19 protein-coding genes are annotated in these 14,636 nt (G+C 54.0%); all 19 read right to left on the reverse strand.

From position 1 onward, the window contains the following. Genes LDB27_RS14530 through LDB27_RS14620 form a run of 19 tightly spaced genes read right to left on the reverse strand, consistent with a single transcriptional unit; the run spans position 1 to position 14,625 of the window. Positions 1-1,779, reverse strand: a complete 1,779-nt coding sequence (locus tag LDB27_RS14530) for a hypothetical protein (protein ID WP_088389723.1) — start codon at positions 1,777-1,779, stop codon at positions 1-3. Then, positions 1,779-1,976: a transglycosylase gene (locus tag LDB27_RS14535; RefSeq protein ID WP_088389722.1), complete on the reverse strand. Its 198-nt coding sequence runs from the start codon at positions 1,974-1,976 to the stop codon at positions 1,779-1,781. Before LDB27_RS14535 ends, LDB27_RS14530 begins: the two co-directional genes overlap by 1 nt. Positions 1,977-1,990: 14 nt before the next feature. Next, on the reverse strand, positions 1,991-2,395 hold the full coding sequence (locus LDB27_RS14540; protein WP_088389721.1) for a hypothetical protein: 405 nt from the start codon (positions 2,393-2,395) through the stop codon (positions 1,991-1,993). Positions 2,396-2,403: 8 nt separating this feature from the next. After that, positions 2,404-2,844 (reverse strand): phage tail fiber protein, encoded by a 441-nt coding sequence (locus LDB27_RS14545; protein ID WP_225519858.1) that lies wholly within the window; start codon positions 2,842-2,844, stop codon positions 2,404-2,406. Then, positions 2,845-4,323 carry a DUF3383 domain-containing protein gene (locus LDB27_RS14550; protein ID WP_088389720.1) on the reverse strand — a complete coding sequence of 493 codons (1,479 nt, stop codon included), beginning with the start codon at positions 4,321-4,323 and terminating at the stop codon, positions 2,845-2,847. It lies immediately after the preceding gene. Then, positions 4,324-4,875: an LIC_12616 family protein gene (locus LDB27_RS14555; RefSeq protein ID WP_176394089.1), complete on the reverse strand. Its 552-nt coding sequence runs from the start codon at positions 4,873-4,875 to the stop codon at positions 4,324-4,326. It lies immediately after the preceding gene. Further along, positions 4,872-5,240 (reverse strand): hypothetical protein, encoded by a 369-nt coding sequence (locus tag LDB27_RS14560; protein WP_088389719.1) that lies wholly within the window; start codon positions 5,238-5,240, stop codon positions 4,872-4,874. The genes LDB27_RS14555 and LDB27_RS14560 overlap by 4 nt, the downstream gene beginning before the upstream one ends. Continuing rightward, positions 5,237-5,689 (reverse strand): hypothetical protein, encoded by a 453-nt coding sequence (locus tag LDB27_RS14565; RefSeq protein WP_088389718.1) that lies wholly within the window; start codon positions 5,687-5,689, stop codon positions 5,237-5,239. Before LDB27_RS14565 ends, LDB27_RS14560 begins: the two co-directional genes overlap by 4 nt. A gap of 2 nt (positions 5,690-5,691) precedes the next feature. Continuing rightward, positions 5,692-6,135, reverse strand: a complete 444-nt coding sequence (locus tag LDB27_RS14570) for a DUF4054 domain-containing protein (RefSeq protein WP_088389717.1) — start codon at positions 6,133-6,135, stop codon at positions 5,692-5,694. 2 nt (positions 6,136-6,137) lie between these two features. Next, positions 6,138-6,464, reverse strand: coding sequence for a hypothetical protein (locus tag LDB27_RS14575; protein ID WP_088389716.1), 327 nt, complete (start codon positions 6,462-6,464; stop codon positions 6,138-6,140). Positions 6,465-6,467: 3 nt separating this feature from the next. Continuing rightward, positions 6,468-7,502, reverse strand: coding sequence for a major capsid family protein (locus LDB27_RS14580; protein ID WP_088389715.1), 1,035 nt, complete (start codon positions 7,500-7,502; stop codon positions 6,468-6,470). Beyond that, a complete protein-coding gene (locus LDB27_RS14585; protein ID WP_088389714.1) occupies positions 7,502-7,984 on the reverse strand; it encodes a hypothetical protein in 483 nt (160 codons plus the stop codon). The genes LDB27_RS14580 and LDB27_RS14585 overlap by 1 nt, the downstream gene beginning before the upstream one ends. Positions 7,985-7,986: 2 nt before the next feature. Continuing rightward, a complete protein-coding gene (locus LDB27_RS14590) occupies positions 7,987-9,312 on the reverse strand; it encodes a DUF2213 domain-containing protein (protein ID WP_088389713.1) in 1,326 nt (441 codons plus the stop codon). A 12-nt stretch (positions 9,313-9,324) separates the two neighbouring features. Further along, positions 9,325-10,014 (reverse strand): phage minor head protein, encoded by a 690-nt coding sequence (locus LDB27_RS14595; protein ID WP_088389712.1) that lies wholly within the window; start codon positions 10,012-10,014, stop codon positions 9,325-9,327. Positions 10,015-10,066: 52 nt separating this feature from the next. Next, a complete protein-coding gene (locus LDB27_RS14600; RefSeq protein ID WP_088389711.1) occupies positions 10,067-11,581 on the reverse strand; it encodes a DUF1073 domain-containing protein in 1,515 nt (504 codons plus the stop codon). Then, positions 11,582-13,240 (reverse strand): phage terminase large subunit, encoded by a 1,659-nt coding sequence (terL, locus tag LDB27_RS14605; RefSeq protein ID WP_088389710.1) that lies wholly within the window; start codon positions 13,238-13,240, stop codon positions 11,582-11,584. A gap of 4 nt (positions 13,241-13,244) precedes the next feature. Next, positions 13,245-13,730 (reverse strand): DUF2280 domain-containing protein, encoded by a 486-nt coding sequence (locus LDB27_RS14610; RefSeq protein ID WP_088389709.1) that lies wholly within the window; start codon positions 13,728-13,730, stop codon positions 13,245-13,247. A 29-nt stretch (positions 13,731-13,759) separates the two neighbouring features. Beyond that, positions 13,760-14,416 (reverse strand): putative metallopeptidase, encoded by a 657-nt coding sequence (locus LDB27_RS14615; RefSeq protein ID WP_088389708.1) that lies wholly within the window; start codon positions 14,414-14,416, stop codon positions 13,760-13,762. Continuing rightward, positions 14,416-14,625, reverse strand: a complete 210-nt coding sequence (locus LDB27_RS14620; RefSeq protein WP_088389707.1) for a head fiber protein — start codon at positions 14,623-14,625, stop codon at positions 14,416-14,418. Before LDB27_RS14620 ends, LDB27_RS14615 begins: the two co-directional genes overlap by 1 nt. Between the last annotated feature and the right edge of the window lie 11 nt (positions 14,626-14,636).

The raw sequence follows: 14,636 nt of genomic DNA on the forward strand, positions 1-14,636 counted from the left end.
TTATCCCTGCCCTGACATAGCCGGAGTAACCAGGCGATTGCGGTTAACGTGGCGCTGAATATCATTACCAAGCGCATTCACATTCGAGGATGAGGTCTGCATATTCATTTCACCGATGTTAATCTCGGTTTTGTTCCCGGCCGCACCCGCCATGCCAGAAACAGAAGCACTTGACCCAAGCTGAATGCCACCCATGATGTCAGAAGAGCTGATATAACCCTTACCATTCTCATGGTCGACAATGCCCTTCATTAGTCTTGCAATTGTCGGCGTGTCACCTGCATCCAGTGCGTCATTAGCCCCCTTCCCTGTAGCATTCACCAGCGCAGAGATGTATGACGCAACATCGTTGCCATCACCGGCCGGTGCATACTTATTGACTATGGATGAGATAGTGTTGATGCCGCGCTTGAAGTAGAGTTGAATCTGTTTGTACAGTGCGGAGATTCCATGCGCCATGCTGGGGAAAACGGCAAAACGACCGTTCGCTCCACCCTCTTTAGTGGCTCCTGCCTGTCCGACATAATTGAGATTGCCAGGGTTATTATTTCTGACTCCTCGCGGCGCAGTTCCGTATGCAGTGTATGTGTTATCCGCATCCGGGAGGCTCTTCCACCAGTTCATGATCCGGTCTGAAATGGTATCACCTGAACTCAGCCTTTCGTTATCCTTGTCCTTCATCCTTTTAATGAGAAGCTCACCTACGCTGATCCCCTCTTTTTTCGCCTCTTCCTGAGCCTCTCCTACTTTATTCCATGCACTTACTGTTGCCATTGCTGCAAGGATGGGGCCAAACCCCTTACCAACTTTGGTAATTCCTGAGAGCATTTTTAGCGCCCAGCTTCCGGCCACGAATGTCGCAAGTATCGCAAATGCGTTTTGCAGGCCTCCAACCGTGTCAACAATCTTGTTTACCTCAGCGGCTGAATCAGAGAAGAACTTGCTAATTTCTGGTCCGTGTGTGGCGATCCAGTTACCAAATTTTTCAATCAGTGGAATGAGCTTCTCAACATAAGGAATCAGCGCCTCATAGAGCACCTGCGCAGCAGCAGAGAAGTTTTGCTTCATCTCTACCAGTCGCCGATTGAACTCCTGCGCTTTCCTTGTTGCATCGTCAGTTGCTCTGGAGATTTTCGCAAAGCGATCTGCATCGCGTACCAGATTGCCGTTTGCAAGCCCCTGCTGAGTGGCATTATCGAAGCCAAACTCTGAACCAAACCGGCGCTGCGCATCTTTGCTCAACTTGCTCCAGTTGGCAGCAATCTTGCGCATAATGGCTTCGGAGTTATCGTTCTGATAATCGAAGTTTGCACCGGTTGCCCCAGCAAAAGATGCCAGCGCACCAAATAACGGATCGCCCTGTGCGCCACCAGTACGGATTTTCGTCAGCGTGTTTTGAAACGCGCTAAGCGTGCCGGTGATTTTTTCGGCGCTTGAACCTGCGGCTTCTGCTGAACGCTGCCAGCCATCAAGGGACTTAGCTGACATGTCGAGTGACTTCGAACCGATAGCGAGTTGCTGAAGGTTATTCGTCATATCGACGATGAAGGTTTTAATTCCCTGTGCTGATAGTGTTACACCTACCAGTGCAAGTAATTCAGTGCGGATAGAGCCAAAAAAAGAGGCCGCTCTTTTACCCGCGGCCTCCATTTCTTTCGCTGTCTGGTCAGCATTCTTTCTGGTATCGTCCAGGCCTTTTTTAACTTCTGTCTGGCCTTTTTTGAAACCAGATGGGTCGAGGCCTAACGTGACTACCAGTGACTCAATAATCGTCGGCATCAGCCTTTCTCCTGAGACCTGTTGATGACCATTTGGTTGTAATTATCGACTGTTATAACTTCCAGCCACCACCATAAATCCTCTACGCCTAGCGTTGAACTTAGCTCCGTCAGCGAGCATTTACCCGAAGACATAACTGTCGCTATTGTTTTTGGAACGTTGGCGTAGTCGGCCAGGCCAGCGATTTGCTGACCCATTACCGGGGGGATGTCTAACTGGCGGCGGCGGTTAAAAAATCTACGTGGAGCTTGAACACCTCTCCGCGAAGTTTGAGGCGAGTCATAACCTCTTCCGTGTCATCATCAATAAGCGGGCGTTTGATACTTTGGTTTGACGGATCAGGAACTGCCTGTACGCATTTCATCAACTCGTCCAGTAAAGGCCGTGCATCCTCTGGTGGAATCTTAGCCACCATTTCGAGGCCGACCTTTGCCATGCCTGCCATGCCCATATCAGAAAAATTATCCGGAAGATTAACGCCGTTCTTAGCCATCGCCAGCCCGGCACGGATTGCCCACCATTCAGCCTGAGAAGCAGCCATTTCCCGAATGTAGAACACCTTGCCATTATCCCGGCCTTTATCTTCAATGGTGTAGAAAATCTCTTTGCGTGCCATGTTGATCCTTACGCGTTGTACGCTTCGCCCACTACCGTTTCCCAGTTGATCTGGTAAGTCATCGCCTGCAATACGCGCTGCGCATCTGGAATGGCTTTAACGCGCTGTAGAATGCCGTTGGTGAGAGTGAACTTGCGACTGATCGCGGGGAGAATGATTGTTGCGTTGCAGCGGAACACTGCTTTTGAGGTCAGAGACGTCAGTTGCCATGTTTCAAACAGTTCACGGGAAGGGCTATCTGGCATGATTGTGATCGTCTGAAGATACTCTCCGAAAACGAAACCACCTGATAGCTTACCGTCAGCGCCACGAACGGAAACTGCCATCTCGGTATCACCCAGAGCAAACATCGCATCAGCTGCGTAACCCTCCAGCGTCTGAGCGCTTGGGAAAAGGTTGGTAACAGTGAGGGCAAAAATAGAATCAGCGCTTGTAATAGTGTTGGACATTTATTGCACCTCAATGCTTGCAAGAGTGATTTTCTGTACGCAACCGCCGTCGCAGTACCACAGGGTCATGCTAGGGCTTGTACGCTCCTGACGCTGAGTAGGAGTGGCATCGGCGATATACAGGTAGTAACCCTTGGCGATCAGAGATGGAGAAATGTCAGCACCTACTGCGTTCTGAATCTCAGAAATCTGAGAACTTGAAAGATTCACGCCGGTGCGGATGCCGCCAAAGGTAATCCCCTGGTTCAACGTGTCGGAGAAGGACGCCTCAATGATCGCTTTACCACGCGCGTTGTATGGGATGCTACGGTTGGACTTGAACAATTCGATAGCATCCTGCATCAGATTGGCGTTCAGCCAGATCTGGAAGCAGAAAGAATCGAACCATTTGAAGTCACCGCTGATTGTCCCGTCTGCCCAGTAGCGTGTATCGTAGTTATTCGCTGTGTACGCGCCGTAGAAGTTATATTTGTTCGCAATCAACGCATCGTAGCTTGCTGACGTATCAACTTCCGGCAACAGGCCTGAAAGTGATCGGAATTTAAAAGGAACTCGACCTTCCTGACGATCAAAATCCAGTGATGCTGCATAACCCAGCACATTTGCTGCATGTGCCTGACTGCCGTAAACAGGGACTACGTTCGCGTAGTCGTTCACCACGATGATTTTGTACGCCAGCGTTTCCGTTGATCCAGAAACCAGCGCTGATTCATCCAGCGTGTAAGGTACATAACCGAATCGGAAATTCTGGCTATTTACCCAAGCAGAAAAGTTCAAAGCCTGTTGCTCAGTCGGCGCGAAAGAAGTAGTGAAGATCGCCCAGTTCTGCGACGCATCCAGAACCTTCTGCATTGTATCGGTAACGACTGCCGCATCTGCACCCTGCGATAACTGAGCACCAGTAGCTGCTGTCAGCTTCAGTCCAGCGGACAGCGTTCCGGTAGCATAGGTGATTGTGCTTTTTGCGCCGTCAGTCGCGCTGGTAATGATGAAACGCTTCTGTGTGGTATCAAACGTAACAATTACGCTTGAGCCAATGCCAGTTTCAATCAGGTCTGCCGCCTGTGCAAAGCTCGTAGCCGTGCTCAGGTCAATACTCGCAGACGTATGTTCTGTGCCATCAACGGTCAGCGTCAAAACGCCACTCAGCAATTTTAGTTGGTCTAACGTTACGGACGCCATTGAACCAGAACGCAGCCATGCCGCTGCATCTGTCGGGTTGAATCTGGCGAACAGCAACGCGCCTGGTGTTTTTGTTGAGTTGTCATAACCCTGAAAATAGACTTCAGACATAGCGTATTCTGTAGACGCGCTGCCGAAGTACGAAGCCACATCCTCTTTGGTAGTGAATGAAATCACTGACCAAACCGGAGCATAAGCGCTGTCGGTAAGGATTAGGCCATTCAGGTCAAGCGCTGAACCGCCAGCAGGCAAAACGCCAGGGTTGATCTGGATATCTTTGCGTAATGGGATTGCCATTTATGCACTCTCCGGAGGGTATTTTAAATCTGCGGCGATAATGCCGACTGTAATGCTGTCCATGAAGTCCTGACGTGTGGTTACTGACGGGTTGAACTGCCCGATAAAGTCCAGCGTCCAGCGGCCTTCGTATTGTTGCTCGCCGTTTATCATCGTTGTCTGATGAGGGTCAGAGCAGTAAAGAGGGGTAATGACATTGCCGTTCTGCCTGAACCACTCACAGGCGAAATCAGAGCGGATTAGCGTACCGATTATTGCTGCGTTATCAGCCGCACCTTCTCCGTAACAATCAATCTGGCAAGGCCACTGAGTGCTGCGCTGGTTGAGTTGCTTTCCTTCGCCATACACGCCATTGTCGTCATATTTGACGCGGTTGGTAGACAGCCCTATCTGCTTCAGCGGTGTCATGATGATGAAGTCATTAAGCGGCATTGGCGTAAGGTTCTGCTGACCTACCAGCACGTTGTCGATGGTGAGGCCGGTGATATCCATCAGAAACGCCTGCAGCGCAATGCGCAGGTCAAGCTCGGTGATGTCTACTGTGGCTGTCATGGCGACCTCTGCAGGTTAACAATCACTCGGCACCAGTCAGGCCACAATTCAGGCACTTTGACGGTTAGCCACTCCTGACCATCAACTATGAGAATGTCTCCACCCTTTTGCTCTGGTCGGTTAACACCGTTGAAATTCCCATTCAGATACGCACTTTTGAGGATGCCCTGAATGTTAATAGCATCAATCTGGCGTAGGTCTGTGGACGATAGCTCCTGCATCTGCACTTCAACATCAACGTTGCTGTACGTCTGCTCTCGCTTTCCACCAGGTAACGTAGTGAATCCGGTATTAATCCGGAACACGCCATCAACGTTTTGGTTTATTGTTCTCGTAGCGCTATTGGCTATGCCTCTCAGGTTCATACGCCATCCTTAATGTCGTAATCGACGCTGTTTAGCATGTGGGAGGTTTCAATGAGTGGCTTAGAGAAGCCCTTTTTGGCAATGGTTACCGGGGACAGGGCAGGCTCCATCAAATCTCTGATTGAGCCTTGTAGTTGCCCTTTAATATGCTCACCCATCAGCCCCAGCATCGTTTCTGCGTCATAGCCAGTTGCCTCTGCTATCTTCGCAATGTCCTGTGGCCATTCAGGCGACTTTTCGCCGATCATGTTTCTGAAGAATGGTCGTGGCGGCCTGTTCATTGCCGGGTCGCCATATTCGTTGGCTGCAGCAACCATCGGAACAGATTGCCCATCAGGGTATGTAGCCCCTTCGAGAAAACCAACACGCAGTGTTTTACCCTCACCAAGCTTTGCCGCTATCTCTGCCAGTTTTGCTTCCAGAGCATCGCCACCGCTGAATGTGGCCATAACTACCTCCTCGTGATTGGCCTCCGGTAATAATGGCCGGGGTAAAGTGAAGGAGATGATCCGGGGACATATTTAAACGTCCGGTACTGAGCAGTTGCATTCCAGTAAGAGGCACCGTACGGCGTTTGCAGATACCACCATGAGGCCTGGCTGACAGGAACCTCACCAGTGGACACCGAAACAGAGCCCTCAGACGCACTGGAGATGCGCCCGACCAGGCCGGATGGCTTCTGACCACCCACCCCGGAATTGAGCGCTGCAATGTGAGCGACGAGCATGTTCAGATAAACAGCCCGCACAGAAGCATCCTGTACCGGGCTGCAATCTGAGTTATCAAGGTAGACCGTTGCCTCAGCGAAATAAGCATTCAACAGCGTGTCACTTACCGTGGCAAACTCGGGGTAACGCTCACGGAATGCGGTAATGTCGAAAACAACGATCGCCATGATTACTTACCGTCCGCTTTCTCGATGCCCGGAGCCGGCTTATCCTGCGGCAGACCTTCGAGGCCAGTTTTCACGCTGGCGTTCTCAGATGCCTTGGATTGCGCGCTGCTGGCTTTGGCCTGAGCAAAAACCAGCTCGTTTTTGACGTAGGGCTGGTTCTTATGCACTTCCAGCCACTTTTCAAAGGCGTCTTTATCGACGCCCTCGGTCAGGCCGTAGCCGCCAATCACATTTGATGCGTTGGCGCCGCTCAGCGTTACTGTGTAGCCATCCTGATCTACGACCAGTCCGTTAGGAAGCTTGCAGCCTACAACGATAGTTTCTGCCATTTGTTACACCCCGATCATGCTGGCGATAGCCAGAGGTTGACGAATGATTGCACCCCAGGTGCCGCCTGATTTTTTCTGCTTCCAGCTGGACTCTTCGACCACAACTGCATGCGCGCGCATCTTTTCAGTGAACGCTGCATAAGCGGTATCGGTTTCGCCAAGTTTGTCGGCGATGAGCTGAACCATCTCGCCCGCGTCAGTGGAGTACTCCACCGCGGTTTCGATCTTCAGGTTCGGGAAGTTTTTCTTCAGCAAGTCCGACACGTTCACGTTGTACATGTTGGTCTTGGTCAGGTTTACTTCTGCGGTCGGAGACATAGCCAGCGTCATCGGCGAATCACGCTCGATCAGGCCTTTGGTCTGTGCGACCAGCTGCCCATACAGCTTGGCGATGTCGTCATAGACAGCCTGCCCGTCTTTGGTCGACCACGTAACCGCACCACCCGCGCCGGAGGCGTTAGGGGTAATTGGTGCCGGAAGAGACGGATCGTTGAGCAGGCCGTAGTTCTGCAAACCCTGAATACCGTAGAAATAGCTCTTGTTCTGGAACTTGTTCAGCACCAGCGCAGAAGCAACGTTCAGCTCAGCGGCGTAACCGATGCGCGCAGCGCCGTACATATCCAGCTCTCGCTCACCCCAGCGGGTGTGGGTCTGGTAGTGGTAGGACTGGCGCGGCACCCAGTTAACGTTCGCGGCTGTCATGCCGTTGTTGTTAAAGTCGCCGTAGGAGCTGGTTTCACCTGCACTTTCAACAACCGGGAATTGCGCGGTCAGCGTAGTCCAGTCGCCTTTTTTCACTTCGCCGATGATCTGTGCGGCCTTCATCGGGGTTACCAGGATGCGGATCAGCTCCGGATCAACGTAGTTGGTGAAGTAGGCGGGGATGCCTGCGCTACCGGTGGTAACCATGGTCGGCTGCGCATCCATCGCCAAGGCGAAGTTTTCTGCAAACTCCGGCTTCAGGTAGTCTTTCGCGCCCGGCAGGACAATGCCGTATTTACCGCTCGCCGCGGCATAGTGTTTCTGAAATTCGTTCATTACTTGCTCCAGGTGCTGATTTTGACCAGTTCGCCCGCGTCGCAAGCGCTACCAGCAAAGAAAGGCGTTTCAACTGCGCCGGAAATGGTTGCTCCGGCAGCGCCGGTCTTAATGGTGCCATCAGCCAGCACGGCAAAGATTTTCTGACCGCGCGTGGCCGCCGTAGCGGTGCGGGCCCAGAAGTCGCCAGCAACCATCAGCGTGACTTCACGACCAACCTGAATGACGTTGGAAGCAGCGCCCAGCCATTCGGTGATAGCGGCCTGCCCGTCGCGATGAACGAAGCCGGACGGCGCGCCGGTGCCGGCGTTGGTTGCCACGCCGTTCACGGCCCACGCAAAGCGCCCGATAGTCAGGCCGCCGGTACCGGCAACCAGCGCAGCTTCACCTGCGAGGAATGTCGCGTGAGGGTTGGTGCTCGCAAAGCCACCTTCGACGCCGGGAGCCGGGTATTGATTGATTACACTCTGAAAACCAGTCATCTTTAGTATCCTCGTTTCAGTTTGCCAGCAGTCGGGAAAGCCTTCTCGAAGTCGCTGACCGATGCGGAATCCTGCGCGATGACAGGGCGTTTGTTGTCTTTCTGGCTGATCGCCATTTTGACCAAAGACGGGAAGGCCGACGGGTGCACGCCGTCGATATCCACGCCAGCCTGCTCAAGCGCAGTGCGATAGACGTCTTCAGCGGAGTCCATTGCCACGACGTCGCCGATCAGCGGGCGAACAGCCTGCTCAGCTTCACGCACGGCGCGGAAGTTTTCGGCGGCCTTTTTGGTTGCTGCATCAGCGGCCAGGCGGATGGCGGCATCCATTGCGGGTTTATCCACTTTGTCTTTCTCTTTTTTGTCGTCTTTATCGTCTTCTTTGTCTTCATCCATCGCCGCAGCGGGGGCCAGAGACGCAGCGATTTTGGCGATCACTTCTTCAGACACGCCAGCTTCACGCAGCAGAGAGATAATCGCTTCGTTGTCGCCGTCGCCGGTCACTTTTACTTCTTCTTCCGGCTCTACGGTCTGCTCGGATGCTTCGATGATTTCAACCAGATCTTCCGGCTCAATCTCCATGTCAGCAGCAAGACGGGATTTGCAGAGTTTCGCCACGGCCTGTGCGATCGCGTTCGGCGATTTGTTTGCGTTCAGGATGGCGGTAAGTTCTTTGGGTGCTGCATCCTGAGCCAGACGCGGCTTCAGATACACGCCCAGCGCGGCACGGATGGCAACGCCTTTGCGGTCTAACTTCATGTATTTAAGCTCCAGTGGGAGTGAATCCCCGACGACAACGTCGGGACCTGCGCGGCCGGTTTCGACCAGTGCGACGTGATTGCCGACGATGTCACGCATGACGCCGTCATAGGCCTCGCCGGCTGGTGATTCGCCGGGAGTCATGTCAGCGACGTACTGATACGACGATGACAGTTCTTTTTGCTCTTCAGTCTCGATACCTGCGATCGCTGAGTTGTCCCAGATGGACAGGCCATTGGTCAGGTACGTGCCGTCGAATGAAGCGCTTGAGTGCGTAGAACCAACCCGGTACTCGCGCGGCGGGTCGCCGGGAAAGTCTGGGGTGTGGATGCAGAGGATCGGGATGTTGTTGAAGGTTTCGGCAGCTTTCTTCAGCTCTTCGGGGTCGCGGTACATCTGGTAGATTTTGTCAGGGTCAAGCCCCAACTCTTCCCACCCTGGAATCTCTCGCCCGTAGTAGGGGCAGACATTCGCTTTGCTGATGTTGCTGACCGCTACCTGAAGCCTGCCGACATTATCGAGCTTGCGCACGGAGGCGCGGTCAAATGCCAACCGTTCAGTTGTTCTCATTTTCTTTACCGTTTAACCGAGGCCGGGGATAACCGGGCTCCATGTGCAACGACAGTTGATCTCTTCGCCTGGCATGACCCACTCGCCATCCAGATAAAGCCCTTTCGACAGGTCAAACTTCTGCCCGTCAGCTTTAACATGTGAGGGACGTGGCTCTTTACCTGCGTGGGAATGACGCCAGATGCCTTCGGTGATACCCAGCGACTGCTGACGTGCCGCCTGCATAACTGAGGTGGCCTTGTTGTTCTGGTCTCTGGCAATGAGGGCAGCACGACGGCGCGTGATGCCGTAACGCTTCTCAAGTTCATCGGTGAGGTATGACAGGTCACGCCCACGCGCCACAGAGCGCATGACCAGACCTTCGACCTCGGTGAAATACTTCTCCGGGATGGAGCGTATCAGCCCGACGTTTTCGGTTATGGTCGCCTGCAGCGCATTGTTCATCGGCTCGGTCATCTTGAACTCGACGGTGAATCCGGCGGTGTCCAGGGCGTTGTGCAGCGAAACGTCAGCATTCTTCAGCGTGTCACCAGCGAACCTTTCGGAAAGCTTCTGCGCGATGCTGTCGAAAGACTTTGTCCAGCGCCGGGCCAACTTCCGCATTGCGTCACGCATGAACACCGCCGGAGATGCGTCCATTGCCACCGCCGCGCCGCTCGCTTTGTAGTTAGCGGAAAGCCAGTAGACAACGGACTTCTGCATCTTCCTTACCTGATTGTCTAGCTGACGACGATACCAGGCCTCAACGCCAGCGTTAGGCCTTGTCGGTCGGATCGTCTTCACCGTCGATGTCGTCGACTTCTTCTTCGATTTCGATGTCATCGCTCAGATCCAGTGAGTGGTACGGGCTGTCGGGGTCCGATGCAATCTTCTCCCTGACCTCATTGTTGGTCAGCGCGCCGGTCGTGACGTACACCGCGTCAGTGTCAGCGTCCATCTTGCGAATCTCAGCGCGCTCTTTCTCGCTCATCTCGTACAGCGGCTCAAACTCGAAGTATATGTCCGGGTCGATGTCGCCAAACTCTGAGAGCTGAATGATGTCCAGCACGCGCTTGAGGTTGTCTTTGAAGATGGATTGCTGCAGGGCGTGGATGTAGTCGTAGAAGACGCGAATCTCGCCATCTGATGAAGCATTGAGGCCAGCAGGTGAGATGCCAAGCAACTTGACCAGCGGGATGCTGGAGACAGCGGCCATTTGCTCCTGCGCCTGAGCCTGGAGTGCATCAAGGCCACTCAGCGGGGCATTGACGAACTCAACCGTTTCCGGCGCATCAGGGCTGTTGTCCTTCGCGAACGCACCCCGGTTATCCCGGCACTGATTGAACATCTGGAGGCGATACAGCAGGCTCTCTGCGCCACCACCCTGCAAGACGGTGCTCATGTTCGTGCCGATCACCGGGATGCTGAAGGAGTGAATCATGTCGCTGACACTGTCACGGGTGCGCAGCCAGTTGTTGACGTATGGCTCGGCCATCTGCGTCAGGCTAAGCCCTCGAAAGTTATAGGCAGCCTTCAGCAGGTCGGGAACCTGCCGCGATACGAAATCTAGCATGCGGCTGGCGTTCACCGTCTTAGCCATCACAAACCACTCGGTAGGCTTGTAGAAGTCGGGGCTCATCGGGTTATCGGTGTTGTAGACACCTGGGTAAGTCCAGACCGGCTCAACCACTGAGAAGCCAATCAGTGAGCCTTTAGTAATCTTCTTGTCGGAGATGAATAGCTTCGACTGCAACTCAACCGAATCAGTCCAGGCTGACGCGCCTTTGGCCGACTTCACATCGATGTAGATCTGCCCGCCACCGAAATACCCGTCGTGCTCTGCTGCCTCGCGGAACTTCTCTTTAACGCGGAACTTCTCCATCGCTGCGTACAGATGCCGCACGCGATCGGCTTTATCGTCATCACCGATTGTTTTGAGCTTCACCCACTTGCGGGTCATCTCTTCGGCGATGGTGCCGACCATCTTCCGGTATTCCGGCTTCTGCGCCAGCGTGGCGAGATATGGATAGCCGGGGAATGTATCGGGATAGCCGTAGGTGTAACCCATGTAGGCGTTGTTCAGGGCATCGTATGGCGTTGAGTCCATCGCGAGAATGCCCTTTTCGATGGTCTCAGGGATGACCCCTTTTGGCGGGACGTACTGAGCAAACTCTCTCGGCGGCTTAGGGGCGATCGCTGCTACCGCTTCACCCCTGATTTCCATCTTCGCCTTTACAGGCTCTTTCACCGGCTCAGGCGCGGCGACTTGTTTTTTCTTAAACGGCCACACTTAAATTCTCCTGAGTTGGCTCGGGTCGATGACCATTGGCTGGCGACCAGAAATAAGGTTGTCGTCAATGGCGTCCATCCAGGTGTCGAGGATGTCGTCATTGTCGTGACTGTCGTCGGCAGAGAAGGCGGCGCATTCCGTCATGGCCGTGATGACCCATGATGTTGTCCCGGCGATAGTGCCGTCCTCGTAATGGGTGTGGAGCACTGCTGTCCCACTGGCGTCATGCGTTGCAGGCACAAACACCTTGCCGGTCTTTATCTGCGGAATGACGTTGAGGCAGCGCACCAGTTTGTTCTGTCCGGCACCGCGGGGAATCTCTTTCACCGGTATGTTGTTGCGCTTCCTGAGAGTGGTTATCAGGCCTTGCCCGGCCTGCTTCTCTTCGATTGCCATATGACGCATTGGCATGATTCGAAGTGATCCCTGCATGCTCCATTTCTCCCACACCTCTTCGGCTTTCTTCAGGAGGTCTTCCGGGTCCCAGCGGCCTCGCACGACATCGATGATGTAGAGGTTGCCGTCAACGCCCATGCCGACAAGCGTGAACACGGTGTAGTCGAGCCAGTCCTCTACTTTGCCGCTGTTGGTATCAACGTACACGGCGCGGTGGGTGAGTTTTGGCAGCGTGGTGTAAGTCTGGAACCAGTCGGTATCAATGATGCCACCTGTCAGCGCCATCGGGTTCTGCTGGTACTGAGACAGGAATGTGTAACGGTCTCGCTCCCACAGGGCGACGAGGTCGTTCACATCTTCCATCTGCGGCCAGTATGACCAGTAGCGCGTGCCGGAGACCTCAACTGATTCCGTGTCCTTCACGGTTTCCCAACAAAGGGAGCGCCACGGCTCAGGAAGCGACTGAATATATTTTTCGTCAATCAGGGCCGGGATAGCGACGTGATGGAAGTCGACACCCATGCCACCTGATAACATGAAGCCAGTGGCGTCATCGGTGTGTAGCCGCTGCTGAATGCTCACGAATGGCGTCGGGTGGTCTTTCGACTTATCACCGCGGCGCGAGCGGATGGTGTTGACCAGCAGCATGTTGGCGCTGTTCCGCTTGGTTTCGCTGAGCATGTCGACCGGTTTGTTGTAGTCGTCCAGCATAACCATGCCGGAGAATTCAGGGCCGAAGTAGCCACCACGCCCACCGGTAATCTGCCCGTTACTGGAGCGCGACACGGTCTGCCCGATTGAGCGACCGCGATCGTCTTTTATCTCCCACTCTTCCGCCTGGTTCACACCGAAAGAGCACGGCCAGAACTCCTGATACTCCTTGCTGGCGATGATGTCGCGGGTGCGGCGCGAGTTGCGCTTAACCAGTGTGTCAGCAAAAGAGATGTTCAGGTTACGGAAGCGCTTTAATCGACCCTCCTGCACCAGTGCGTTGACGTAGGCAGGAAAGTGAATGGAGAAGAATTCTGTCTTTGTGCCGCCGGGCGGGATATTGATTATCAGGTTGCCCGGCTCCAGCCGCCCCGCTATCAGGTCATCAATCTTCGATGCCATCAGGCGGTGATGCCAGTTAACCAGAAGCCGATCGCCCTGAATCAACTCAAACCAGAGGCGGGTGAAGTTGAGGAACGATTTCGTGGACTTCGAACGAATGATGACGCGCTCAGGGAATGACAGGTCATCCCATTCGAGGATTTCGTTCATAGGATCAGTCCAGGCCGGTTAGTTTCCCCTCTAGCGCCTTCTGCGCGCTGGCGTAATGCTCAGGGGTGTAACTCATCACCTCCATTGCCCCGCCATTTGGCCCAGAGTGCTCAAATTTATGCTTGTTGGTGTAAGCGTCGCCGCACTCCTTGGCGGCCTGCTCAATAATCTCGGTCGCCAGCGCAATGTTTCGCATCTTCTCCGCGCTGTTCATCATGCGGTCGAGCACACGCAGGCGATATGCTTTATTGGCGATCGGGATGTCGCTGAGCTCGGTCTGGAAACGCTTACGGGTGTCGTGGAACAGATCAACCCACTTCTGAGCCAGGCCTTTGCCGCTGGCCTTTGTCGGGTCATGAGATTCGACCTGCTGCCGGGTTATTGAGATGCCAAATTCCTTCTGGACAGACTCTACAACCTGAGACGGTGTGTCAAAGCAGGCGAGAGCCTGAACGATGAAAGCCTTCACGTCAGGTTTAAGTGCTGCCATAAATCACCACTCGTCTCATGCAGTCCAGATTAAGCCAGCTTCATGAGGCATGTGCCGCATGCTCTGGCTATGTTAATTTTTGCCACTTCGGCGGGATTGTTTGCAGCGTCGACCATCTCCTGCACATCAGCGCTTGCTCCGTATCTGCGAACCACGCCAGTGAACTCTTCGACGTCATGCCCACGAATGCACAGCTTCGGCAATCCGCTGTCTCTGTAGAACTTGGGAGCGCCAAACTCATCAACCTCTTGGGCAATGTGGTAAAGCTCATGCTCAATCAGCGCGCAGAACTCCAGATCAGAACACTGGGCGCAGAAGTCAGCTGCCAGCGTGATGACATAATCCGGCTGATGGCCGAACCAGTCGTTCATCTGCTGTTCCATGCGAGCCTTTTGCCACCCACCGGCGCGGAACATCACTTCTTCAGCCTGGCCGAGAACGGTTCGTCCTTTCTTCGTGAATCCATGCTGAGCCCATAGGAAAGCAATATCGGCACTTTCAAGGTGTGCATGATCGGGGTTATGAATAACGCCAGAAGGAGAAATGATGTTGCTGTTTACCCAGGCGTGAACTCCTTCCGCTGGCATCAGCCGGTTATAGGGGTAAAAAGCTGAGAGAAAGCTTTCATCCGGAACGGGTCTGGACTCACGGGCAAACAGCTCTTGTTTGTCTGTGAGCTTGGCCATCACATCATCCCTGCGGCGCGGGCTTTAGCCAGCAGCGCGTTGAAGTCTGCCAGCAAACCAGCAACGTCGGTCGCAGTGGAGTTTGCCTGAGAGGCCATTTTCTTTACGCCGCCAATTGCTGATGTGGTGGCGGCCGGGATTGTTACCGGGTCAGCTGGCGTCATAACTTCGATCGGATAGCCACCGGTAGACATAGCACGCTTGGTCATTTTGGAATTTC

The sequence above is a fragment of the Salmonella sp. JXY0409-18 genome (assembly GCF_020268625.1).
Lineage (GTDB): Bacteria > Pseudomonadota > Gammaproteobacteria > Enterobacterales > Enterobacteriaceae > Salmonella > Salmonella enterica.